Origin of the sequence: Paraburkholderia sp. BR10954 (assembly GCF_040965775.1) — a bacterium.
Lineage (GTDB): Bacteria > Pseudomonadota > Gammaproteobacteria > Burkholderiales > Burkholderiaceae > Paraburkholderia > Paraburkholderia youngii.
In genome coordinates, this window is the sequence record NZ_JBFRCK010000013.1 from 58,153 (window position 1) to 83,886 (window position 25,734).

The 25,734-nt window shown below is 62.5% G+C and carries 17 protein-coding genes; 12 read left to right on the forward strand and 5 right to left on the reverse strand.

Annotated features, from left to right (window positions below; genetic code table 11):
• The first annotated feature begins 19 nt into the window (after positions 1-19).
• The 12 genes from AB4Y34_RS19235 (at position 20) to AB4Y34_RS19290 (ending at position 19,284) form a co-directional block, all read left to right on the forward strand.
• Positions 20-709 carry a DotU family type IV/VI secretion system protein gene (locus AB4Y34_RS19235; protein ID WP_176378514.1) on the forward strand — a complete coding sequence of 230 codons (690 nt, stop codon included), beginning with the start codon at positions 20-22 and terminating at the stop codon, positions 707-709.
• Positions 706-2,385 carry an OmpA family protein gene (locus AB4Y34_RS19240; protein WP_368716879.1) on the forward strand — a complete coding sequence of 560 codons (1,680 nt, stop codon included), beginning with the start codon at positions 706-708 and terminating at the stop codon, positions 2,383-2,385. Before AB4Y34_RS19235 ends, AB4Y34_RS19240 begins: the two co-directional genes overlap by 4 nt.
• A gap of 209 nt (positions 2,386-2,594) precedes the next feature.
• The gene (gene tssB, locus AB4Y34_RS19245) at positions 2,595-3,128 is read left to right on the forward strand and encodes a type VI secretion system contractile sheath small subunit (RefSeq protein WP_176378512.1); all 534 of its coding nucleotides are present in this window, start codon (positions 2,595-2,597) and stop codon (positions 3,126-3,128) included.
• A 46-nt stretch (positions 3,129-3,174) separates the two neighbouring features.
• A complete protein-coding gene (tssC, locus tag AB4Y34_RS19250) occupies positions 3,175-4,677 on the forward strand; it encodes a type VI secretion system contractile sheath large subunit (protein WP_176378614.1) in 1,503 nt (500 codons plus the stop codon).
• A gap of 108 nt (positions 4,678-4,785) precedes the next feature.
• Entirely contained in the window at positions 4,786-5,268 is a 483-nt protein-coding gene (locus AB4Y34_RS19255; protein WP_176111536.1) for a type VI secretion system tube protein Hcp, read from the forward strand.
• Between the two features lie 141 nt (positions 5,269-5,409).
• On the forward strand, positions 5,410-5,955 hold the full coding sequence (gene tssJ / locus AB4Y34_RS19260) for a type VI secretion system lipoprotein TssJ (protein ID WP_368716880.1): 546 nt from the start codon (positions 5,410-5,412) through the stop codon (positions 5,953-5,955).
• A 5-nt stretch (positions 5,956-5,960) separates the two neighbouring features.
• A complete protein-coding gene (gene tssK / locus AB4Y34_RS19265; RefSeq protein WP_176378510.1) occupies positions 5,961-7,310 on the forward strand; it encodes a type VI secretion system baseplate subunit TssK in 1,350 nt (449 codons plus the stop codon).
• Entirely contained in the window at positions 7,307-8,641 is a 1,335-nt protein-coding gene (tssL, locus tag AB4Y34_RS19270) for a type VI secretion system protein TssL, long form (RefSeq protein ID WP_368716881.1), read from the forward strand. The genes tssK and tssL overlap by 4 nt, the downstream gene beginning before the upstream one ends.
• Positions 8,642-8,654: 13 nt before the next feature.
• On the forward strand, positions 8,655-12,614 hold the full coding sequence (tssM, locus tag AB4Y34_RS19275) for a type VI secretion system membrane subunit TssM (RefSeq protein ID WP_368716882.1): 3,960 nt from the start codon (positions 8,655-8,657) through the stop codon (positions 12,612-12,614).
• A 40-nt stretch (positions 12,615-12,654) separates the two neighbouring features.
• Entirely contained in the window at positions 12,655-15,477 is a 2,823-nt protein-coding gene (locus AB4Y34_RS19280) for a type VI secretion system Vgr family protein (protein ID WP_368716883.1), read from the forward strand.
• A gap of 89 nt (positions 15,478-15,566) precedes the next feature.
• Positions 15,567-15,833 carry a PAAR domain-containing protein gene (locus tag AB4Y34_RS19285; RefSeq protein ID WP_176111993.1) on the forward strand — a complete coding sequence of 89 codons (267 nt, stop codon included), beginning with the start codon at positions 15,567-15,569 and terminating at the stop codon, positions 15,831-15,833.
• A 16-nt stretch (positions 15,834-15,849) separates the two neighbouring features.
• Complete coding sequence (locus AB4Y34_RS19290; RefSeq protein ID WP_368716884.1) at positions 15,850-19,284, forward strand: RHS repeat-associated core domain-containing protein; 3,435 nt, start codon at positions 15,850-15,852, stop codon at positions 19,282-19,284.
• Here the strand turns inward: AB4Y34_RS19290 and AB4Y34_RS19295 are convergent.
• From AB4Y34_RS19295 to tssF, 5 genes are read right to left on the reverse strand one after another with little or no spacing between them, the layout of a single operon-like run.
• Positions 19,189-20,592: a GlcNAc-transferase family protein gene (locus tag AB4Y34_RS19295; RefSeq protein ID WP_368716885.1), complete on the reverse strand. Its 1,404-nt coding sequence runs from the start codon at positions 20,590-20,592 to the stop codon at positions 19,189-19,191. The genes AB4Y34_RS19290 and AB4Y34_RS19295 overlap by 96 nt on opposite strands.
• A gap of 40 nt (positions 20,593-20,632) precedes the next feature.
• The gene (locus AB4Y34_RS19300; protein WP_368716886.1) at positions 20,633-21,733 is read right to left on the reverse strand and encodes a fimbrial protein; all 1,101 of its coding nucleotides are present in this window, start codon (positions 21,731-21,733) and stop codon (positions 20,633-20,635) included.
• Positions 21,717-22,787 (reverse strand): ImpA family type VI secretion system protein, encoded by a 1,071-nt coding sequence (locus AB4Y34_RS19305; RefSeq protein ID WP_176378504.1) that lies wholly within the window; start codon positions 22,785-22,787, stop codon positions 21,717-21,719. The genes AB4Y34_RS19300 and AB4Y34_RS19305 overlap by 17 nt, the downstream gene beginning before the upstream one ends.
• Positions 22,784-23,851 (reverse strand): type VI secretion system baseplate subunit TssG, encoded by a 1,068-nt coding sequence (gene tssG, locus AB4Y34_RS19310; protein WP_368716887.1) that lies wholly within the window; start codon positions 23,849-23,851, stop codon positions 22,784-22,786. Before tssG ends, AB4Y34_RS19305 begins: the two co-directional genes overlap by 4 nt.
• A gap of 2 nt (positions 23,852-23,853) precedes the next feature.
• Entirely contained in the window at positions 23,854-25,734 is a 1,881-nt protein-coding gene (tssF, locus tag AB4Y34_RS19315) for a type VI secretion system baseplate subunit TssF (protein WP_176378502.1), read from the reverse strand.

Genomic DNA, 25,734 nt, shown 5'->3' on the forward strand with positions numbered 1-25,734 from the left:
CCGGCGCGCATACGTTTATATGATGTTTGATTCAACGGTCGCGCTGATGCGAGCGACAGCCTTGCATGCGGCACTGCTGTCCGACGGCGCGCAAATGCCGGCTGTTCCTTTTTGGCGCGCGCGTTGTAGCACGTTGATCGAAACGCTACAGCAGCAAATGCAGGATCGAAACTTTCCGCCAACGGATATTCAGGAAGTCAGCCTCGCACAGTGCGTTCTGCTGGATGAGCTGACGTTGCATGCATTGCCTTCCAACCAGCACGAAGAATGGTTGCGTGACCCATTGCAGAGGCGTTTTCATGGCGTGCGCGATGGCACTGCATTGGTTTGGGAACGGATCGAAACGGTGCTGGATGGAGGCGGCCGAGATCTCGCCGGACTCGAGTTCTACAGCATGTTGCTGGGGTTGGGCTTCGACGGCGGACGCAGAGACGCAACCGCATACCTGGAGCGTGCGAGATCGGAGTTGAACTGGCATAGATGTGACAGGGCGGTGTTGTCCACACCCGACGCACCGAAAACCGCCATGACACCGTCCAATTCGATTCGGCCGGCGGACATATCACGCATCACACTTTCGCGCAGGACCGCCGGCGTGCTCATTGCTGGCGCGATTGCCGTCGCGTCACTATGGGCGGCGCTGGACGTTAGCCTGGACGTTGCGATAAGTGATCTACCTGAATCATCGTCCCCGCAGAGTACGCAATGATTTCCGCAAACAGCTACCGAGCGGCGCTGATCTGGGTCGCTGTCTCCGTTGCCGGCCTGACCTGGCTGTGTTTGCCGCTTGCTCTTCAACCGTCGTGGCCCGTTGTGCTTAGCCTTGTTCTGGTGACGGCGGTGGGCACGGCGGTATTGCCAACTTGCGGGCGATCGAAGCCGACCCACGATGACCAGCACGTTCAGACCGGGAACATGCGCGAGTTATCGATCGTTCTTGTCGCCGGGCCGCATGCCGGTGCGTTGTTTGCGCGCGATGGCCAAGCAGCCACGCTGCGCCGAAACGTTGATGCCGTGTGGTTTCATGTCACGTCCCCTGGGGCGCTGTCCAGCGTGTTGGTCACGGTGATGGAGTCGTATCAACGTCCGCCGGATGCTGTTTTGATGCCCGTTGTTCCCGACGCTGAGTGCGACGACGCGGTGATTCGCCGCGAATTTGCCCGCTGGAAGCATGAAATCGCCGCAAGCACCGCTCCCCGGGCGTTCGTATTACCTTGCTATCTCGGGATCTACGCTTATCTCGGCGCGAATCGCGACCGCGCAGTGGAACCGGTTTGGTTCGGCGATGCAATCAGTTTGTCGACAATGCCACCCGCGACCGCAACCGCTCGGCAACATGCGCAAGCACTCAGGCAACAGCTGGACCAGGCATGGCTCGCGGTTGCACAGCCGCAACGTGCCTCGCGTGCCGGCGTGGGACACGCAGTGTTCGACTGGCTAGAAGATGCGGCGCTGTTGTCGATACTTTCGTCGCTCGCGAACACCGCGCCGCTCTCGCTGCGTGGCTTGCTGTTGGCCGATATCGGACACCCGCCGATGCGTCCCGGCGCCTGGTCGCGATGGCTAACCGGCAAAACCACGCTGCGGCCGCCGCTGATGACGCCGAAGGCGCAGCCGCAGCCGCTGTCTCTACCCTTACTCAGGACCATTGTGCGGAACGAGAGCTTCCGGGTCTCGAAGAGCGAGCGGGGCCGACCGTACTCCGCAATGCCGCACGCAGTGGCTGCGTCGGCCGTCGTACTGATGGTATCGGTTGGTGTGTCAGCATGGTCGAACAGCAGATTAGTCGCGCGAGTCGCCAACGACCTCGAGGTCTACACGCATATACCCACAGCCCGTGCGGACGCGAAGCGTGAGCGATTCGAATCGTTGCGCAGGCATTCCGCCGAGCTGGCTCGCTATGCGAGCAACGGTGTGCCGACGGGACTCGGCTGGGGACTGTATCGGGGCAAGCGGTTGCAAGTCGCGCTTGAACGCGTGACCGCCACATCGCATTCCCCATCGATTCCCGCGCATTCGCCGCCGTTCGCTGTGACGATCGACAATTTCCTGTTGTTCGACAGCGGCAAGACGACGCTGAAGCCAGGTGCAGAGCCGAGACTCAAAGGCGTTCTCGATCTGATTCGCGCCAATCCCGACAAGCGGATCCTGATCGCAGGTCACACGGACAACATGGGTCCCAGCGTCGCGAATCAGAAGCTGTCCGAGGCACGCGCACAGGCCATCCGCGATTGGTTCGTCAACACTGCTTCCTTGCCCGTGACACGTTTCGCCATTCAGGGATATGGCGACACGCGGCCGATTGCCAGCAATGAAAATACTCAGGACCGCGAGAAGAATCGTCGTGCCGAAATTACCCTTATTACCGATTCAGGCGCCCAATAAAAGTACTCGTCGCGGGTATCCGTCCAGGTTGCGGCATTCGTGGCACGTCAAACCCCTCACTTGTTCTTGCAATCGAGACCGAATTTTGGGCAACCGCCCATATCGTCACGCTGCTTCGAGACATACCATCACCGGATAGCGTATTTCCTAAGTGAAAACGAGCGGTGCCACCGCTTCTTATTTTATTTGAGCGATAACCTCAGAGCACTATGTCGGCTTCTACCAGTTCTCAAAAATTCATCGCACGTAATCGTGCTCCTCGCGTCCAGATCGAATACGACGTCGAAATTTACGGTTCCGATAAGAGAGTCGAACTCCCGTTCGTGATGGGCGTCCTCGCCGACTTGTCGGGCAAGCCGCTCGAACCGTTGCCCGCCGTCGGCGATCGCAAGTTCTTCAATATCGACATCGAGAACTTCGACGAGCGAATGAAGGCCATGAAACCGCGTGTCGCGTTCGCGGTGCCCAACACGCTGTCGAACGAAGGTCAGCTGATGGTCGATATCACGTTCGAAAGCATGGACGATTTCTCGCCCGCAGCCGTCGCGAAGAAGGTTAACGCGCTCGCGCAACTGCTGGAGGCGCGTACGCAACTCGCCAATCTGCAAACGTATATGGATGGCAAGAGTGGCGCGGAAAATCTGGTCAGCAAGGTGTTGAGAGACCCTGCATTGCTCGAAGCGCTTGCCAAGGCGCCCAAACCAGAAGCGGCATCGACCGGCGAGCCAGTGACCGACGAATGATTTTTGCTTTCCGCACGAAAGCACAGCCTGAAACAATGGGGAAATGATGGCCGAACTTCAAGCGAATACGCGCGCCAAGGCAACGGCGAGCGTGACCAATCAATCCGATTTCAATGCACTCCTGTCTCGCGAATTCAAGCCCAAAACGGAGCGCGCGCGCGAGGCTGTCGAGGGGGCTGTCCGAACGCTCGCTCAGCAAGCACTGCTTACATCGGCAACAGTGTCGGACGACGCCTACAAAAACATAGAGTCGATTATTGGGGAGATCGATCGCAAATTGTCCGAACAGATCAACCTGATTCTTCATCACGAAGATTTCCAGAGTCTTGAAAGCGCATGGCGTGGACTTCACCACCTCGTCGCGAACACGGAAACGGATGAGAAACTGAAGATACGCTTCATGGACGTGTCGAAGGACGATCTGCGCCGCACGATGAAGCGTTATAAAGGGATTGCGTGGGACCAGAGTCCGTTCTTCAAGCAAATCTACGAGGAAGAGTACGGGCAGTTGGGTGGCGAGCCGTACGGCTGTCTTGTCGCTGACTACTACTTCGATCACACACCGGCCGATGTCGACCTGCTGGGCTCGATTGCAAGGGTGGCGGCAGCATCGCATGCGCCGTTCATTAGCGGCGCCGCGCCGTCCGTGCTGCAGATGGACTCGTGGCAGGAACTCGCGAACCCACGCGACCTGACGAAGATCTTTACGCAAAATCTCGAGTACGCGCCTTGGAACTCGCTGCGCAGTTCCGAAGACGCGCGTTACATCGGCCTTGCAATGCCGCGTTTTCTTGCGCGTCTGCCGTATGGCGTCAAGACTAATCCCGTCGACGAATTCAATTTCGAAGAGGCGACCGACGGCGCGGATCATCAACGCTATGTATGGTCGAACGCGGCCTACGCAATGGCGGTGAATATCAACCGTTCGTTCAAGAACTACGGCTGGTGCACGCTGATTCGCGGCGTGGAAAGCGGCGGTGTGGTTGAAAACCTGCCGTGTCACACGTTCCCGACGGATGACGGCGGGATCGACATGAAGTGCCCGACGGAAATCGCGATCTCCGACCGCCGCGAAGCGGAATTGTCCAAGAGTGGCTTCATACCGCTCATCCACCGCAAGAACACTGATTACGCGGCGTTCATCGGTGCGCAATCGTTGCAGAAACCGGTCGAGTACCACGATCCGGACGCAACTGCTAACGCGAATCTATCGGCGCGTCTTCCGTATCTGTTTGCATGCTCGCGCTTTGCGCATTACCTGAAGTGCATCGTGCGCGACAAGATCGGCGCATTCAAGGAGCGCGACGAAATGCAGCAATGGCTCAATGAATGGGTCATGAACTACGTCGACGCCGATCCCGCGAATTCGTCGCAGGAAACCAAGGCACGTCGACCGCTGGCGGCGGCCGAAGTGGTCGTCGAGGACGTCGAGGGAAATCCTGGATATTACCAGGCGAAATTCTTCCTGCGCCCGCATTTCCAGCTCGAAGGTCTGACGGTTTCTTTGCGTCTCGTCGCGAAGCTGCCGCTCGTGAAGGAAGCCGCCTGATCCGGCGTCTACCGCTTATGCGGTGATTGAGCGACGGACAGGCGCTCACTAAATATGCCTGGCTTTCATTGAGCAACTCAAAACTAACGTGTACCAAGGAGTACTTTTATGGCGCAAGACATCTTTCTCAAGATTAACGGGATTGATGGTGAGTCGGCAGACGCTAACCACAAGGATGAAATCGACGTTTTGAGCTGGGGGTGGGGCGTTACGCAGCAATCGAATATGCACGTTGGTTCCGGCGGTGGCGCCGGCCGGGCAACGGTCGAAGACTTCACGTTCGAGCATTTCATCGATCGTGCAACGCCCAATCTGACGCAATACTGCCTGACCGGTAAGCACATCGATGAAGCGAAGCTGGTCGTGCGTAAAGCCGGCGGCAATCCGCTCGAATACATCAAATTCACCATGAGCGACGTGCTGGTTACCTCGGTGCATCCGTCCGGCGTCAGCGACAGCGAATCACGTCCCCGCGAAACGGTGAGTCTGTCCTTTGCTCGCCTGAAGCAGGAATATGTGGTGCAGAACGCGCAAGGCGGCAGCGGCGGTGCGATCACGGCGACCTTCGATATCAAGAAGAACAAAGCCTAAAGTCGCACAGATTCCTGAATCCTGACACCACCACTCCTTTGTCCGGTGGACAGTGTCAAGACTGTTAGCCAGGATGCCGGGCTGGATGCAGGCATCCTGGTTCATTCAGGACTACGTGCGAGACCTCCTTGATACCGTCAGATGGTTTCGATCTTTCTTTCTCGCTTCGCGATATGGCTGAGCATCGGGGGCTGGCTAGCCCTAAGCGGGGTGAGCGCATGGCTGTCCGGGTGCGCTGGCGCGCCGGCTCCCGTTATCAAGGAGCGAACGACCCTCCGGCTTCAGATCGCGGCAAACGAGAACGTCAATCGGAACGAGTGGGGAACGGCGGCGCCGATCCTCGTGCGGATCTACGAACTGAAGTCACCCACCGCGTTTCAAACCGCCGACTTTTTCACGCTGCAAAGCGACGAGAAAAAAATCCTTGGCGACGACGCGCTGATCGTCGACGAATTCATTCTGCGTCCCGGCGACACCCGCGAGATCGTCCGCAAGTCGAATGCCGCCACTACCGCAATTGGCGTGCTGGCCGGCTACCGGGATCTCGGGAAATCAGTCTGGCGCGGGGTGTACCGGTTGCCAGTCGCGCCCGACGCCGCTTGGTACAGGATGGCTCTTCCAGACAAGGAACAGAAGCTGACGATCCAGCTTGACCAGCGCACTGTTTCGATTTCAAAGTCAGACTAATTCCGATGAGTTGGTATAGCAAAGTTGTTTGGAGCGAGGGACTTTTCCTGCGCCCGCAATTGTTTCAGCAGCAGGAACGATATTTCGAGTCGTTCGCCCATCGCCGCAGTGCGCCGCTGAGCCCGTTTTTCTGGGGCTTCAGCCGTTATGAAATCGATCAGGAATCGCTCGCGTTCGGCAAGCTGGTATTCAAAAGCGGGCTCGGCGTATTTCCGGACGGCACGCCGTTCGAGGTGCCGGGTCTGACGCAGCCTCCGCCCCCACTGACGATCGGACCGGAACATCAGGAGCAGGTGATTTACCTGGCGATCCCGCTTCGCCTGCCGAATACCGAGGAAACCGGCTTCACCGAGCAGAGCGGATCGCTGGCCCGTTACCATGCGTACGACACGGAACTGCGCGACAGCAATGCGATCGGCCAGGGCCCGAAGCCCGTCCAACTGTCGAAGCTGCGCCTGCGGCTGTTGCCCGAGAAAGAGCTGACACAGTCCTGGATCGGTGTTGCGCTGACGCGCGTGAAGGCGCTGCACGCGGACGGCGCCGTGTCGCTGCACAGCACCGACCACATTCCGCCCGTGACCGGCTACGGCGCGAATCCACTGCTGCGCGAATGGGCGATGCAGCTGCACGGCCTCGCGCGACTACGCGCCGACGCGCTCGCCGCTCGGCTGTCAGGTGCCGATGGTCGGTCGGGTGCGGCGGCCGAAGTGGCCGACTATCTGCTGCTCCAGGTGCTCAATCGCTATGAGCCGCTGCTCGAACATATTTGCCAGCTCGAGGAAACAGCGCCGGTAAACCTGTATCGCGAGCTCGCGCTTTTTGCCGGCGAGCTTTCGACCTTCGTGCGTCCACAAACGCGTCGTCCGCGGCCGGCTCCAGGCTATGACCACGCGCAGCTGTACAGCAGTATCAGGCCGCTCGTCGAGGAGGTTCACTATCTGTTGAACCAGGTGTTGATTCGCGGTGCGCAGCCGATTGCGCTTACGGAGCAGGCGCACGGCATCCGCACGGCCGCCATGTTGCCGAACGAACTGGCAGGCTATTCGAGCCTCGTGCTCGCGGTGGGCGCGCAGATGCCTTCCGAGTTGCTGCAGCAGCAGTTTCTTGCCCAAACGAAGATCAGCCATCCACAGCGCTTGCCGGAATTGATCCGTTCGCACCTGCCGGGTCTGACCATAGCCGCGCTGCCGGTTCCTCCGCGCCAGATTCCGTTCAACTCGGGCTTTATATATTTCGAACTGTCGCGTACCGGACCGTTCTGGGAGCAGATTGCACGGCACGGAGGGCTTGCCATGCATGTCGCCGGACACTTCCCGGAACTCAAGCTTGAACTGTGGGGCGTGCGTCAAAAATGAGTACCGGCGCATACGGGGATGATGCGTTCGACTTTCTGCTGAACCCCGAGAACACCGCTTCTTGCCAGAGCCTGCCGTCTGGATTGCCCGCTGGCCGTCCCGCAACCGCGGCCGCCGCCAATCAGGAACCGGTCGTCGATGCGACCGCCTTCGATCCGCCGGAAGAGGTGCAGACGCGCCTCGAGCGCATGAAGACCGCGCGCAATCCATTGCGTGAAGCCGCGCAGCCTTTGTTGCGCATGCTGGCAGACATGCCGGCTTCGCTCGATTCGTTGGCCGCGGTCGCGAGCTTGCGCTCGCTGCTGGTGCGTGAGGTCGCCGCATTCCAGAAGGTCTGCGACAAAGCAGGTTTGCCGTGGAAACATGTGGCGGCTGTTCGTTACGCGCTGTCCACCGCGCTCGACGAAGCCGCCAACCGCACGCGTTGGGGGAGCGGTGGCATCTGGGCCGCACGGGGTCTGTTGCTGAACTTCGAAGGAGAGGTGGACGGTGGCGAGAAGTTCTTCCTGCTGATCGGCCGCATGGCAACCGACCCCCAGGAGTACATCGACGTGCTCGAGGTGCTGTATCGCGTTCTCAGCCTAGGATTCGAAGGACGCTACAGCGTTGCCGCGGACGGTCCACGTCATCTGGAGCAGATCCGGCAGCGGATGCTGACGCTCATCAGCGGCACGCGCGACACGCTGCGGCTCGAACTGTCGCCGCATTGGCGCGGCGAGGAGCCGGGCAGGATGCGGCTGCTGAAAAGCGTGCCGGTCTGGGCGACGGTGGGCGTCGCCGCGCTATGCGTGTTCTCGTTGTTCACCTGGTACGAGTATCGGCTTCTGGCGCAAAGCAATGCGCTGCAAGCAAAGATTCTCGCGATCGGAGTGCCGATCAAGGTCGCGGCTCCGGTCATTCACGAGCGCTTGCGCCTGTCCGTTCTGCTGAAGGATGAGATTGCTCGCGGCCAGGTCCTGGTCGAAGAGAACGAGCGCAGCAGCCGGGTCGTGTTTCGTGGCGACTACGTGTTTCTTCCGGGGCAAAGCCGCATTCGACCGGAACTGGATCCAGTGCTGAGCAGGGTTGCGCAGGAGGTCGCGCGGGTCGGCGGACATGTCACGGTGACCGGGCACACCGACAACCAGCCGATCCATACGGCGGAGTTTCCCGACAACCGGGTGTTATCGGAACAGCGCGCGGCGTTCGTCGCCGACGTATTGAAGGCGCACGGCGTGCCTGCCAATCGCATCCTGGCCGTCGGCAAGGGCGATGCACGACCTGTCGCGGACAACACTACAGCGGAAGGTCGTTCCCGCAATCGACGCGTGGAAGTCTTCGTCACGCACTAACGGGAAAGCCTTGATGTCTTATTTGAACCGCTTATCGAAACTGGTGCTGACGCGCCAGACGCTGGTGCTCGCCGCGATCCTCGTGGCGGCTGCGGCTGTCTGGTTCGTGGGGCCTCTGATCGCTTTTGGCGACTACCGGCCGCTCGACAGCGTGTTCTCGCGCGCGCTGTCGATCGTCGTGCTGTTGTTGCTGCTGCTGTTCTGGCTGCTCGGCTGGTCGCCGGGCGTCATCGGCGTCGCGTTGCTGTATGTCGCGCTCTGGTTTTTCGGACCGATACTCGCGTTCGGCGAAACTCATCCGCTCGGCACCACATGGTCCCGCGTGTTGCTGATCTCGGTGCTGCTTGCCTGCTACGCGATCTATGGGCTGTATCGCCTGTGGCGGGCAGTGCGCAGCGACGACGTGCTGCTGCAGCGCGTTCTGAACCCGTTCACGAAGAAGTCGGCCGCGACCCCTGTCGCACGTGACGAAATCCGCGCGCTTCACGCAGTCGTCGCGAAGGCCATCGACAAACTCAAACGCATGCGCGGCGGACCGGCGGGGCTGCGTCGTCTGCTCGAAAGCCAGCGCTATCTGTACGAACTTCCGTGGTACATGGTGGTGGGCTCGCCGGGCGCCGGCAAGACGACGTTGGTCCTGAACTCGGGTCTGGATTTTCCGGAGGCGGAGCAGATGGCCGCAGCGTCGCTGAGAGGCCGCGTCGAAACTGAGAATTGCGACTGGTGGTTCGCGAACGAGGCGGTGCTGATCGATACCGCTGGCCGTTATACGGTTCAGGACGCAGCATCGCAAGACGCCGCGAAGATCGACGTGAAACCGGAAGACCTGAAGAGCGCGAACGAGGCCGAATGGCGCGGCTTTCTCGGACTGCTTCGCAAGCGGCGCCCGCGCGCGCCGATCAACGGAGCGCTGCTGGCCGTTTCGGTCGAAGAGTTGTTGACGCGCCCCGCGTCCGAACGAAAGGCGCTCGCCGCGTCGATGCGCGCGCGGCTTGGCGAGCTGCGCCAGCAGTTAGGGATTCGATTCCCCGTCTACGTACTCGTCACGAAGCTCGATTTGTTGCCCGGCTTCGGGGAGTATTTCCAGTCGTTGACGGCGGAGAGCCGCGCGCAGATTTTCGGCTTCACACTGCCTTATCAGGAGGAGCCGGAACAACACGGCCGCGACACATTGCGCGTGGCCTGCGCGGCCGAGATGCGTGAGCTGGAGCAGGGACTCGAAGACAGCATCAACACGAGGCTGCAAGAGGTGTACGAGGTCGATCTGCGCAAGAAGCTTTATGCGTTGCCGTCTGAATTTCGTAGCCTGTGCGCGGAACTCAATGAACTGCTTGCGCTGGTGTTTCTCGATTCGAAATACGACGACACACAATTGAACAGCACGCTGCGCGGCGTCTATTTCACGAGCGCGGCGCAAACTCACGGGGCCGTGTCCGCCGACCGCACCACACTGTTGCAGCGGCTGCGTCGCGGGCTTGCGGGTTCGTTCGGCGCCGCGCCGAAAACGGTCTCGCCGTCATCCGGTGGCGCTACGCCTACCGCCTATCGCGGCTATTTCCTGCGCAATCTGTTTCAGCACGTGATCCTGGCCGAAGCGCATCTGGTGCGGCCAAACCTGTACTGGGAAATCCGTTTCCGCGCGTTGCGTGTTGTCGGGCATCTGCTCGCGATCGTCGTCGCGGTGTGGCTAGTCGGTGCGCTCGTCGTTAGCTTCGACAATAACCGCGAGTATCTTGCCGCGATCGACGCCAAGGCCAATGGGCTCGCCGCGCGGGTCCTGTCGCAGCGCAAGGCGCCGCAGCCCGGGGCGATGGGGTCGATGCTGTCAGCGTCGCGTGACCTGCCGCAGTTCGACGGCATCGAACTCGACAGTCCCGGTCTCGCATGGCGCTACGGGCTGTACACGGCGCCCGCCATCAGCGCCGCCGCCGGCGAGACCTACGACGGTCTGCTGAAACAGATGTTGCTGCCGCAAGTCATCGGCCGGCTCGAAACGGTGCTCGATACACAAATCGGCGCGCAGGACGCGGACGGCGTTTATCGCACGCTGACGGTCTATCTGATGCTGTTCGACCGCTCGCACTACGACGCGAAAGCGATCAAGGCCTGGGTGCTCGGCGACTGGGAGCACGCCAACAGCGTCGCACCGCTCGGCGAGCGCAGTGTGATGGCGCGACACCTCGACGCGCTGATCGGTGAAGGGGTGCCCGCGGTGCCGGCAAAACCGGTGAATGCGCAGCTAGTGCGTCGCGCGCGCGAGTTCCTCGGCCGCAATCCGGCGTCCGGACGGCTCTACGAACGCGCGATGAACACCATGGCGCCGGAGGCGCCCGAGAACGTCACGCTGCTGAGCGCCGGTGGTCCGCAGGCCACTACCGTGTTCATGCTGGCCAACGGCTCGACGCTCGCGCGAGGCATCCCCGGTCTCTATACCTACGACGGCTATCACGCGGTATTCAACAAGCGCCTGCCGGAATTTCTCGAGCAGGCGCGCAAACAGGACGCGTGGGTGATGGGCGAGGCCGATACATCGACGCGGTGGCGGCACATGGCAAACGGCAACGCGCTGCGCAAGAACAAGCTCGCCGACGATATCCGTCGCCAATACTTGACCGACTATGGCAACTATTGGAGCCAGTTTCTCGACGACGTGAGACCGGTGTCCGGCAGCGAAGGCACGCTGGCGCCCGATCTGCAGACGCTGCGTACGCTGGCCGCGCCGGATTCGCCGCTGGCGAGACTCGCGCGAACCGCCGCGCGCGAGACGTCGCTGTCGGTCGCTGACGGCGCGGACGAATCGTCGGCCGCCGGGAGTGCCATCAACGGGATCATGCGTCGCTCGCAGGCGGCGCGCGCCGCGAGCGCCGTGGCCGCAACCGCCACCATCGGACAGCTCGCGCAGCAGAAGATGGAACGTGAACTGGTCGACCGACGCTTTGCCGCGCTGCGCGAAGTCGTGACCGGCCAGGCCGATAGCGGGAGCGCGCTGCCTGGCGGCAGCGGCGTGCTGCAGCTGGGCGGCGTCATCGGGCTGATCAACGAGCAGTACACGCGATTGACGACCGCCGGCGACGTGCTCGCCACCAACAGCATGCCGCCGACGGACGACCTCGGCGCCACGATGCAGCTCGAGGCGCAGAAGCTGCCGCCGCCGTTTCGGGCCGTGCTCGTGGGCCTCGCGACGCAGTCGATGCGCAAGGTGGACCGCAACGTCGGGTCGCTGCTGACGATGCAGGTCGAATCGAGCGTTGGCGCGCAATGCCGCCGTGCTGTCGACGGCAAATATCCGTTCGTCGCGAGCGTCCAGGAAGTCGACATCGACGATTTCAACCGCGTGTTCGCGGCCGGCGGCCTGCTCGACGACTTCTTCCACAAGACGCTTGCCAGCCGTGTCGATACGAGCATACGGCCGTGGCGCTATAAACCGGTCAGCCCCGGCATGCCGCCCATGCAGGGACCGAGCCTCGAACCGTTCGAGCGCGCCGCGGCGATCCGCCAGACATTTTTCCGCGATCCCGGCGCGACCCGGATGTCGTGGAATGCGGGCCTCAAGGTCGTGTCGCTGGACCCCGAGATTACCGATCTGCTCATCGACGTCGACGGGCAAAGCCTGCGCTATGCGCACGGTCCGGTCGCGACATTCCCGATCACATGGCCGGGGCCGCGCGGCGGCTCGATGGCCGGCCTCACCGCGAATCCGCGCGTGCGTCCGGACACGTCGACCGTGATGACCGAGGGTCCATGGGCGCTGTTCCGTCTGATCGACCGGGGTCGTGTGACGTCGACATTGTCGTCGAGCCGTTCGGCAGTGGACTTCAATTTCGACGACCGGCACGCGGTTATCGAACTGACATCGGGCGGGCAGTCGGGACCGCAACTCACCGCGTTGCTGCGGGATTTTCGCTGCCCTGGCAGTGGAAACACGCTGGCAAGGCGAGCGGACGCGTCGTCAGGCACCGCATCGTCCCAATGAGCTGTAGCGCCTTTTCGATAAAGAGAACTTAGAGGAGTGCATGTCAAGTAATCCCTTGAACGCGATAGGTGTGCAAAGCCGCGCAGTGACCGTATCCAGCGCGGCGATACCGAAGTGGCCGGCTCAGAGCGCGGACGGACTGACGCAGCCGGCGCTGCAGTTCATGTCGCTGAACGGCGACGAGCATCTCGGCAAGCTGTTCGAATACGAACTGCTGCTGCGCACGCCCGACGATTACACGGTGCCGCTTGCCGTCAGTGCCAATCTCGACCTGAAGGCGCTGCTAGGAAAGGAAATGACCGTCGCAATCGACCTCGAGCCGAGCGCCGATCCCGAAGCGGCTCGGCGCGAAATCACCGGACTCGTCGCCGCCGCGCAATACCTGCGTCGGGAAGGCCGCTACAACGTCTATCGTGTCGTGCTGAAGCCCTGGCTGTGGCTGGCCACCTTGACGACCGACTACAAGATTTTCCAGAACAAGACGGTCATCGAGATCATCGACGAGGTTCTGAAGGACTATCCGTATCCGGTCGAAAAGCGTCTCGACGTGAGCCGCTATGCGCTCGAGGGTGAGAGTCCGACCAACGAGCCGCGCGCGTTCCAGGTCCAGTACGGCGAGACCGACTACCACTTCATTCAACGCCTGATGGAGGAGTGGGGCATCTACTGGTTTTTTGAGCATGCCGACGGCAAGCACCGGCTCGTGCTGTGCGATCACATTGGCGCGCACCGCCAGTCGCCGAACTCCGCATACCGGACGCTCGCGTTCCAACCGCAGAACGGCAAGACCGACACCGAATACATCAGCGCGTTTTCGACGGCGGAAGTTCTGTGCACCGGTCACTATCTGACGAGCGACTTCGACTTCACGCGTTCGCGTGCCGACATGCGAGCGATCAATCAACAGCCGCGCGATACCAGCTGGAACCTGCTCGAGCGCTACGACTGGCCGGGCGACTACACCGACGGCAACCACGGTGAACTGCTCGCGCGTACGCGCATGGAAGCGCTGCGCGCGCCGGGCACGCGAGCGCAAGGCGAAGGTAACGTGCGCGGACTCGCGTGCGGGCAGACGTTTGGGTTGACCCACTACGACCATACGGCTGCGAACTGCGAATACCTCGTGATCGGTACGAAACTCGCCCTGATCGGTACGCCGGATGAATCGGGTAGCGGTTACGAGTACACCTGCAGCAACAAGTTCGACGTACAGCCGACGAGCGAAGTGTTCAGACTGCCGCGGGAGACGTCGAAACCGATCGTCAGCGGGCCTCAGTCGGCTGTCGTCGTGGGTCCCGAGGGCAAGGAATTGTGGACCGACGAATTCGGTCGCGTGAAGGTCCGCTTCGTCTGGGACCGCTATGGCCGCAACGTCGAAACCGACTCCTGCTGGGTCCGTGTGAGCCAGGCGTGGGCCGGTCAGGGTTTCGGTGGCATCTATATTCCGCGCATCGGCCAGGAAGTCATCGTCGATTTCTGGAACGGCGACCCGGATCGTCCGCTGATCACCGGGAGTCTGTACAACACGGTGACGCGTCCGCCTTATGAGTTGCCAGGCAACGCGACGCAAAGCGGTTTCATGAGCCGGTCGATGAAAGGGGGCTTGCAGAACTACAACAGCATTCGCTTCGAGGACAAGGCGGGTGCCGAGGAATTCACGGTGCAGGCTGAGCGGGACATGAACCGCCTGACGAAGCTCAACGAATCGCACGTGATCGGTGCCGACTACACGATCGGCGTGGCCGCGGCGCACAGCATGACCGTTGGGGCGACTTCCAGCACGGTCGTTGGCGGCAAGTATTCGATGAGGGTGAAGAATGTTGCCTTCCATTCCGTGGATCTTGGACAGTTCGTTTCGATCGGGGGGCTCGACGAGACTGCGGTTGGGGGTGCCTCCACTCTGACGGTAGGCGGGGCACGTACGGTCACGGTCGGTGGCGCGTCAACGCACGCGGTGGGCGGAGCCTATTCGCTGTCGGCTGGAGGGGTGCTGTCCATCGTGTGCGGCAAGTCGTCTCTGACGATGAACAAGGATGGCGAGATCAAGCTCATCGGTAAGTCGATCCGCATCCAGGGCGACACCCGAGTTGTGGTGCAAGGCACGCCTCTGGACCTCAACCCCGGTGACATGGAATGCGGTAGCGCAGTGACGGTGCCGGTTCCTTTAGTGGTGCTTGATGCGCTGGACGTTCCAATTATTCCGCCGCCGCCTTCGGAGGAACCACTTCCGACGATAGATCCACTTCCGACGGAAGAGCCGCCGCCATCGGAAGAGCCGCTGCCTTCCGAGGAGCCACCGCCATCGGAAGAGCCACCGCCATCGGAGGAGCCGCCGCCATCGGAGGAGCCACCGCCATCGGAGGAGCCGCCACCGACGGAAGAGCCGCCGCCGTCGGAAGAGCCACCGCCGTCGGAAGAGCCACCGCCGTCGGAAGAGCCGCCGCCGTCGGAAGAGCCGCCGCCTTCGGAGGAGCCACCGCCATCGGAAGAGCCGCCGCCGTCGGAAGAGCCACCGCCGTCGGAGGAGCCGCCGCCATCGGAGGAGCCCCCGCCATCGGAAGAGCCGCCGCCGTCGGAAGAGCCGCCGCCTTCGGAAGAGCCGCCGCCGTCGGAAGAGCCGCCGCCGTCGGAGGAGCCACCGCCATCGGAGGAACCACCGCCATCGGAGGAGCCCCCGCCATCGGAGGAACCACCGCCATCGGAGGAGCCGCCACCGTCGGAAGAGCCGCCACCGTCGGAGGAGCCGCCGCCATCACAGGAGCCACCGCCATCGGAGGAGCCGCCACCGTCGGAAGAACCGCCACCGTCGGAAGAACCGCCGCCGCCGATTGAAACACCGCCGGCAACCGGCAACGACGCGTAACAGCGTATTTCGCAATACCGTGCAGCCCGCGAATGCCTTCGCGCATCGCCCTGCACGGTCTTTCAATTTTCATTAGGAGAAAATCGATCATGTTTCCAGCGGCTCGCAAAGGCGATGCGATCGGACATGGCGGTTCGATCGCCGGGGGTTCCCCGACGGTCTTCATCAATCAAATGCCTGCGGCGCTGGTCGGTATGAGCTCTGCCGTTTGCACGCTGCACCCGGGCTCCCAAGCTGTGGTCGCGGGTTCGGGGACGGTGCTGATCAACAACCTGCCGGCGGCATTGGTTGGCGGCAAGGTTTCGTGTGGCGCGCCGTGTTCCGCTGGTTCGCCAGACGTGCGCATCGGTTCATGATGACGACGGTAGCCACGTGACGACGGGTCTCGCGGGAATCGGCGCCGAGCTGGTCAGACTGCCCGGCGTCGTATTGCCCGTCGCCTGTGTCGGACCGTTGGTCGATCGCTGTGAGCGCCTCGGCGACCTGGTCGACCGCTTTCGAATGCGTCGTGCGCTGTCTGGCATTCTGTGCGGCTCGGTCGATGTGATCAGCGGCAGCAAAATCTGCCTGCCCGCCGACGAAACCGACTTCAGGCTGCGAGGCCGTCTTCCGCTTGCATGGTCGCGTTGTTATTCGAGCGCGCAGCATGCGCCCGGATTGCTCGGGGTTGGCTGGCGCACGAACTGGGAAGTCACGCTGCATAAGCGGGACGATCAACTGCTCTATACCGACGAATACGGCAGCACGCTCAGCGTGCCGTTTCCCGAGCGGGGGACACAGGTAATAGCGTCGGCTGCGCAATTGCACATCGCGCATCGAAGCGACGGAAGCCTCGTCGTTGCGGATCTGACGCCGCATTACCGCGTGTTCGGCGAATTCGACGCCAACGGAATCGCACGGCTCAAATACGTCGAGGATCTGCGTCAGCAGCGGATCGGCCTGATCTGGGACCCCGACGGGCGCTTGCTGCGCATGCGTGGGACCTGCGGCCACGAGCTGCGCATGCACTACGAAGCGCGGATGGGACCGCGTCTGAGCGCTGTCGAGTGTGTCGACGGCGGTCCAACCGGCGCGCTGGTTCAGTACGGCTACAGCCAGCATGGCGAACTCAACGAGGTGCGCAACCGGGTCGGCGAAATCGTGCGTCGCTTTGCATACCGCGATGGGCGGATCGTCGAAGAAGCCGACGCGCTCGGCATGGCAACACGCTACGTATGGCAGACGATCGGCGGCGCCGCGCGCGTGGTTCGACGAGTCACGTCGGAAGGCGCGCGTGATCGCTTCGCCTACGACTTCGATGGCCGGACCATTCAGGTCAGCGATGTCTTCGGCAACGCGGCGCATTGGCAATACGACGAGCAGGGCCGCGTGCTGTCGCACACGGACTTCGACGGCCGATGCTACCGGTTCGGCTACGACGCCGCCGTCGCGCCGGTCACACTGCAACTGCCCGGCGAGCGGGAGGTTTGCATCGAATACGATGCGCTCGGACGCGTCGCGTGCGAGACGGACCCGCAGGGCGCCACCCGCTCGACACAGTATGCGTTTGCGTCACGCGAGCCCGTGTCGGTCGCGTTGAGCGATGGCCGTGCGTGGATGTGGGCACGCAACGATCGCCTACAGCCATTGCACTATCAGACCCCGTCGGGAGAATTCACGCGTTTCGAATATGGCGACGCTGGCGACGTCGTACGCTCGACGGATGCGCTGGGGACCGTCACGACCTTCGCGCATAACGCGTGGGGGCAGGTGACGCGTCGTACGGGAGTCGGCGGGAGCACGACGCGCTACGAGTATGACGTCAATGGTTACGTCGTGAGCGTGACCGACGCGCTCGGCGCCGTCACGCGAATCGAGCGCGATGGCCTCGGCCGGCCGTTGACCATCACGCGCCCGGACGGACAGGCCGAGCGTCACGGATGGAATGCGGCTGGCCAGCGCACGTCGTTCGTTGGCCCGAGTGGCCGAAGCCGGCACTGGTATCGAGACCGGCGCGGCAATGTCCTACGCGCGGTCGACGAAGAGGGTCACGTGATCGTGCGTCGGTACGATGCACATGGGCGTCCGGTTCGAATCGAAGGCGCGAACGGCGCGGTGCAGGTGCTTCGGTGGAATGCGAGCAGTTGCCTGTCGATCACGGACGCCGATGGCGTGCAACGCATCTTCGACTATGCGGCTAGCGGGCAGGTCCGTTGTCTCACGTGGAAGGCGGGCGAGCAACAGCGTTGCGAAACGTTCGACTACGACCGTGCGGGCCGTCTGACCAAGCGCGAAACCGCGCATAACCGCTATATATATTGCTACGGGCCGGGCGGATTGCTCGACGGCGTGATCCGCGAGCCGACACCGGAAGGCGAGCTACTCGGTATCGGAGCGGATGAGATCCGCTTCGAACACGACGCCGGTGGCCGTCTGATCGCCGAGCACGGCGCAAACGGCACACTGCGTTACACGTACGACGCCGCTGGACGCCTTGTCGCGACTCAGCTGCCGCAGGGGCAGGAGCTGCGTACGCGCCGCTTCGAAACCGGCGACATCGCGTTCATCGAACTGGGCGAACGGCAGATTGCGCGCTTCTGGTATGACGCGATGAGGCGTCCGGTTGCGCGCACGCAAGGTCGCTTGCGCACGCATACGGGCTTTTCGCCGCTCGGCTTGCCGGTGTGGTGGCGCGCGGTGACGGGGCGCGACGTGGATACGCCGGGCTCCGCGACAGAATCTGTCACCGAATTGTGGCGCGAAGCCGATTACAGTCTCGCTGACCTGATCGTCAGGACGGGCGGCGAGAGCGACGGTCAGATGTGGTACGACTACGACCGGCGTGGGTGTCTGTTGCGATCGGTGTCGGAGAACGGGGACATCGAGTATTTCACTTGGGACGCCGCTGGCAATCTGCTCGATACGCCTGGCGGCAGCTGGTTCCCGGCCGTGTGTCCGGACCACCGGTTGCGGGAATGCCGCGGACATCGTTACGACTACGATGTGTGGGGACAATTGGTGCGTAGAAGCGGCCGCGACCATACGCTATCGCTTGATTGGGATGCGGAGGGGCGCATCATCGCCGCGCATCGCAACGGCCATACCGTGCGCTACCAGTACGACGCAATCGGTCGGCGTATCGCGAGGCGTGTCGAATCCACTGCGTCGCGGCGCACGCAGCAGCTATCGATGCCGGAGCGCGACCAGCTCACGCGCTTTTTGTGGCAAGGGCACAGACTGATCCAGCAGCACCGCGCGATGGAACTGCGCACCTACCTGTATCAACCCGAGCCCGACGGCTCAACCGGCTTCGCGCCGCTCGCTCGCGTGGACCAGACCCTCGCCGATGATGGCGCGATCAAAAGCACGCAGGTCTATCACTATCACACTGACGTGGCCGGTACGGCCGTCGCGCTCACGGACGAGACGGGCCGGGTGGTATGGCGTGGGCGTTATCGTGCGTGGGGCGGTCTCGTGACGCCGGAGTGGCAAAGCAGCGACGCGTTTGCGCAGCCGCTTCGCTATGCCGGCCAATACGCCGACGATGAAACCACGCTGTACTGCAACGGCGCGCGTTTTTATGATCCTCACGCGGGCCGCTACATCAGCCCCGATCGCAACGGCGAAGCCGGAGCCAGTCCATACCGCTACGCGCCGAATCCGCTGACGTGGTGCAATCCTCTTGGCCGCGCGACGCCGGAAGCGTCTTGGTGCGTCGTCGTCGCGGACGCGTCATGCATCGATGACGCGTCGGACCCGGCTCAATACGTTGCCGGCGTCGTCGAACAACTCCACGACGTAACTGGCTGGGACCCGGCCAAGTTCTGATTCGAAAGTCAGATGGAAGTCGAGCCAGTCGTTTTTCCGGTATCGGGAAAGACCGCTGGCGTTGACGGTTTCCCGGCGCAGCTGCGTCTCGCCGTTGTCGTAGATCACCACGGCAACCGACGTTGCGGCCGGCAACGCGTGCTCGACGCCGGGCGTGAGCACATGCCTGTCGAATCCATTCCGATGTATGCACACACGGACGTCGTTTGCGCGTAGCAGAGAGGCCTTCCATGTCGCTTCGTCGGGACGTTGAGAGCCCGGGACAGGCGGATCGTCATTCAATACCGACTGCTGAACTCCGCGCCACTTGAAGCTGATGCCCGCGTAGGCCTCATAATCGGCGAGCGTGCGTTCGGCCCCGAGTCCATACTCGCCGAACTCGGCGTCAGCCAGCGTTTGTCCGTCGATACCGAGCAGCGCACGATTGCGCTGCAATGAGCGCTCGTTGCGCTCGTGCCAGGGCTCGTCGATTTCGCCCCGTTCCTTGGCCTCGTGACTGTGATCGTTCCACATCTTGACGCGGTAGGAACGCAGATATTCGTGCCACCCGATCAGCCTGTGCGGACTGTACAGGTCATAGCCGTGGGTGAACGCACGGACGGCAAGCGAAATTTCTTCGCCGTGAAAGAAATAGTCGGGATCGTGCCGGACCACTTCGGCAAAGTGACCGTCGGCAAATGCGAAGTGTGCGCTGAAGAAGCGCGAACGGACCGGGCGAGCCCGGGTTCTCCAGTCGGAAAGTGTATTCGAGCGGAACAGGACGACCCCTTCCCCGGAAAACCTCGCATAGGCCAATATCCTCGGCTCGTCGCTCGATCGCGCATCGTCGTTTTCGGGGTCGTACATCGGAAGGTAAGCGGTCAGAACGGGTTTCGGGCTTTCATCGCGTAGCGACTCCAGCATCTCGATTGCGAGCGTGTCCCATCCGTCGACGAAGCGGTGGTGCGAGTCGAGTTGCAGCGTGTAGCGCTCACTGCTGTATCGCTGCTGGACCAGATTGCGGGCCCAGCATGCGCCCTGCGTCATCATGTGGGGGACGTCGATCAATTCGATCTTCGCTTCACGATGACCGAGATGGTGAACGGTCCAGTTGTCGGCCTGTTCGGCTCGCCATTCGCCAAAGCCCTGCTGCCAGAACTGGATCATCGTTTCGTCGTGCGCATGCTGCCAGCAGACGATGATCCGCAACAGATCTGGCCTTCCAGCTTTGTCGATCAAATCCAGCAGGGTGGGGACCAACTGCGGGTCGCGATAACTCGCGATTTGCACGAAGATCGAGTTCGGTGGTGCCACGGGTATCTCGGTCATGCTAGTTGCTTCTGGTAGACGTTCGCCGTTGATAGTCGGTTTAAAGAATGGTCATCGTGACTGTTGCGGTTGCCTGGATCTTGCCGGCGGTTGGCGTCGCTGTGCCGACGCGCAGCACGGTCGCCTCGAGTGCGAACGGCGATTGCATCGCGCCCCGCGGTGCGTGGACGAGGGTGCTCGACGGATCGTTGGGCCGGAAAACGGTTTTGCTTGAAACGTCCCGCAAACGAATCGCAAGATGCGTCGCGCCCGTGTTCTTCAACATGCTGCTATCTTCGGTATCGGGGGTTCCGGAAAGTGCAGCGGTGATCGAAGCCGGTGGCGTGGGACCGGTGCAGAGCACCGTAAAGTCGACTGGCTGGGTCGGCCCGTTCGTGGTCGACACATCGCTTGGGCCGAACGTGCCGAAATCGATGTTCAGTGCGCTGGTATTGACCGAGCAACTCGGAAGAACCTTGACGTTGATGCTGCCGCCTGTGATCGTCACGACCCGACTGCCGTCACCATCGGCAATGCCGGTTCCCAAGGTGTTGAACATCACGTCGACGTTGCTCGCGATGTCGCCGGTTTTGACCAGTTCGATCAGGAACTGCGAGCCAATGCCGAAGCGACCGTAGATCACCTGATTGGGCTCGCCGGCGGGAAAGGATGGCGTAAACGGAAGTGGCGAATTCGTGCCGCTCGCGCGAAGGTAGGTCACACGAAAGCCGATTCCGGGAACGTTGGTGTTATAGACCCCTGACATCGTGGACGGCGTTGCGTTGAAATAGCCGAATGTGACCGTGCCCCCGTTGGTGCAGTCCGCGAAGTTCCCATAGGTAGCGTACGCCGGCGACAAGCCCGTGGCGATCACCGAGCCGACCGGTAAGCCCGGATCGATCGATACCGAGCTTTCCTGAAACGGTATGTTGACCGCTATTGGATACCCCGCGATGTAGCCTTGAGACAGCAGTTCAGAGATTTGTGCAGGCTTCAACTGGGTGCAGGTGGCGAACGCGAAATGGGGTATCGCGAAGCAAATCAGGATAAAAAATTGAACGAGTCTTTTCATTGGAGCTTGTTGGTTGACCGGCGGACTGTAGGGGCCGACAGCGGAGAAAGTACGCAGATGCGCGCACATTGCCTCAACCGTCGAACTCATCCCATTTAGCGAGTAAATCGGCGGGAATGATATGGGCGAGTTCTGAAAACCGTTTGCCGACCATTCGTTCCGACTGGCGCAGCAAAACAATGACGGGACTGCTCGGTTCGTTTTGTTCGAACCACATGCGTGTTTCCTGAATGGCTGCGAGCGCGCTCCAGCGATCCGTTGGACACGGCGCGGTGATTGGCGGATCGGCCGGCGCGTCGGACTGCGCGAGGGTTGCCGTAGCGACGCTAGCCGGCGCCGGTCCACGCACGATATCGTTGTCCTGCTCGTTGGCGGCTCGGGGGGCCGCAGGCGCCGGCGCGGACGCACCGCCGCCGTCCACCCGATGCTGCGCGAATGGCTGCAGCGCTCGGGACAACGCGCCGAGATCGGGCGCATCGACGCCGAGCGTCTCATCGCACCAGTCAGCGATGCGCTGCGTCAGACCCTGCGCTTCGACCAATGCGGCAATCGCCGCGTCGCGTCGGCCCCACCATTCCTTTAGCAAGCGGGCGACGGATTCAGGGGCGAGCGCGTCCTTCTGGCGCGGCGTCGCGAATGATTTTTCGATATCGCGCAAATGCAGTTGCAGCCCGGCCGCCCGCGGCATCGGGATGTCGCGCGCATCGGCCAGCATGCCATCCGGTTCGACGAGTCCGCCGATCGCGTTGGCGAACATCGCCGGGTCTCGTTCGCCTTCGAACACTGGCAGCGGGTGGAGCGCTTCGCCATAGCATTCGAACATCGCCAGCAGCAAAGCCAGTCCGTCGCGCAGGCCGGCCGCGCCGTCGAGCCGGGTTCGACAACGCAACAGGATCACCGCGAGGCGGATGTCTTTCGTCCGCAGCAGCAGCGCGCGGCAATCGCGTTCGATGTCGGCCCAGTTGGCCGTTGGCGGCACGTCGACGAAGTCGCCGTACTGCGCTTCGGCGCGTGGGGCCGCGGCCGCCTGCAGCATCACGAAAGCCGGATCGTATTCGAGATCGGGACCGCAAGGCGCGTGCGCCGACACCGGTTCGAGCAGATCGGCGTAGCGCAGCACGACGGCGGGAGTGTTGGCGTTCATGCGAAGGAACTCCGGGGTCGGTCGTTGTACTGTTCAGGTTCGAAAACCATGCCGACGACCGGAAGGTCGTCGACGGAATCACCGAGCCACGTCGAGTAACCAAGTCTCTGAGACGTGCCGATGCAGGCGGGTGGCGCCGCACGCGGGTTGACGAGCAGCTTGACCTCCCACGCGTATTCATGGCCGACGAAGGCCCGCACCCATTCGACGAACGTCGGCAAGTCCTCGCCGTGTGGCGTGAGGCGCAGATACTGATCGAGGTCGAGCGGACCGACGACGAGCCGGAACTTGTGTTGCCGGTCGGGAATGGCCTCGCCGAGCTGCGCGCATTCACCGATGATCGCCGCGGGCCCCGGCACCCCGAGCCTCGTATGTTCCGATGCGCACAGGTGGATCCAGTGCGGCACGAACTCCTCGATGGTCATCGGAACACCGAAGTAATGCGAGAGCGTCGCCTCGATGCCGTGCGGCGTTCGCGCCTCGCGCACGAGGTGCGCCGCCGCGCTGTAACGCGAGTGCGTGGGCAGACAGGACTGCCCCGCCTCGGCCGGATCGACGCCGATCAGACTGGCGACGTAGAACGAAAACGTTTCGTCGCCGGCACGGTCGAGCGACGCGGTGGCTTGCCCTGAAGCCCACGCGCGATAAAACTGCGACAGTGCGCGGTGATGGAACAGATCGACGAGCCCGACGAGCGCATGATCCTGGTGGCTTTCCACACGACTGTGCGCCAGCTCCGTCATATGCAGCGGCAGCGGCCCTTGCGGCCCCCACAGGCCGAGCCCGAACAGCCGCACGTCGAGGCGGCCGTCTCGCGTGCCGAGCGACGCGATTTCGCGCGGCGCAAAGGCCAGTGTGGGGTGCTGACCGATCCGGAACGGCTCTTCTTGCGGCAGGCTCGCGGTGCCCGGCAACGGCATCAGCGGGTCGCGCGCGGCGATCGCGCGCAGCAGGCTCAGAAAGCCGGACTGCCACGGCGTGTCGGGATCGAACCAGGCGTCGAGCGATTGCGGATCGAGCGGTGATCGCGTCGGCGCAACGGCGCTCGCAAATGTCCCAGCCATGCTCATACCGCTCCGCGTCCGCCCATGCGCGGCCGCCATTGGGTGATCAGGCCACGTTGCATCGAACGAAGTTCGGTTTCCGTGAACACGTTGATCGAAACGTGGCGCGCGAGGTAATGCTCGAGCACTAGGCCGAACAGATACGGGCTGATGCCTGAGAAGCCGGTTTCATCGACCGTCAGTTCGCAGCGCACGCCACGCCCATAGACGAGGAGCCCGTCGCCCGGCAGACGCCGCACCACCGGTTCGGTGCGTGCACCGACCAGTGCCTCGATTTGCCGTGCCTGTTCGCGCTCGCCCGGCGCGATGAAGAGGCCGAGCATGTTGCGCAGCGCCTGGCCGCCGTCGCCGTGGTCGAGTTGGGCGAGCGGCATGTAGTTGAAGCTCAGCTGCCGGATCAGACGCCACGCCGTTTCACCGCTCGCGTACGGCGCGCGCGGCGCGCTCGGTGCATGCACGAGGCGCACGCCTTCGATCGGCACGGAGTCGGACATCGTGAGGTCGGTTTTGCCGTTACGCGGAATCAGGCGCGGCAGGTCACGGTTCGAGACCCACGCCTCGACCGACAGGTAGCGGATGTCGTCGGCGTACGGCGCCTCCGCCTGATCGACGAGCGACACGTAGACCTCGGTGCCGATATACGGCGTGCGGGTGCCGTACCTGCGCGCATTGGCGGACAGCGCGCGCTGCTCGCGACGCACCGAAAAATAGCGGCCGTGGTTGCCCACGTCGCTATGCAGTGTTTGATAAAGCGGATTGAATTCGACTTCGAGCGATGTCTGCGCCCGTTGACCGAATACGCGGGACACCGAAAAAATCTCATAGTCGAGCGGCCGGGTGCGGTCGGCGAGCAGATGAAAATCGGTTTGCGCTCGATTGATTTCGACACGATCGGTGCGTTTGCGAAACAGGTTGATGACCGGTGTACAGAACAGCAGGAAACGCGCTGCGTCGACGTGCGTGGCAAGCTCTTCCGGCAGACGGTCGAGCAGCAGCACGATCTCCGCTTCCTTGCTGTCCACGCGCGCGAGACCGGCCGCGAGCTGCGTCAGCGCGAAGAAATAGAAGCGCTGGCGGCATGCGAAGTATTCCTGCAGCAGGTTGTGGCCGTGAAACGTATTCCAGGTAAGCGGCAGCAGGCACTGCTCCGCTTGCAGACCTTCGAATGCGACCGGCGTTTTCGCGACCACGTGCCCTTCGTCTCGCGACGCACCATACGCGCGCACGACCGAAGCGACGCTACCGGCATGGATCAGCTCGAACAGATGCGAAGCGATACGTTCGTCGCCACCGATGTAGATGGGCAGCCGGTCGAAGTTCGTCATCTGGCTGAACTTCACTTCGCCGGTTGTGCGCAGGCGCAGCCGCAAAGCGCCGCGCAATTGCACGTGCGGCAACAGATGGCGATCGGTGTCGGGGATATCCGGTGGCACGGCGGTAAGCCGGGCTTCAACGATCTCGATAGGCCATAGCGTTACGTCCTGGCTGCTGCGGAATTCGCACGCGGTTTGCTCGCCGGGCGGGATGGCCGAGCGCAGCATGCTATCCCGGGGCACTTTCAGCCCTTTCGTGAAATCGCCTTCACGCAGGCTCGGACGCAACTGCGCGACCGCGATCGCCGGCGTCGGCGCGACGTAATTCGGATAGACCACTTCGAGCAGGCGCTGCGTAAAGCGCGGAAACTCGGCATCGAGTTTGATCTGCGTGCGCGCCGACATGAAGCAGAATGCCTCGATGAGCCGCTCCACGTACGGGTCGGCAACGTCGATGCCCTCCATGCCAAGGCGGCGCGCGATTTTCGGGTGCTGCGCGGCAAACTCGCCGGCCATTTCCCGCATGTACGTCAGTTCGCGGCTGTAGTAGTCGAGAAATTGCGGGTCCAT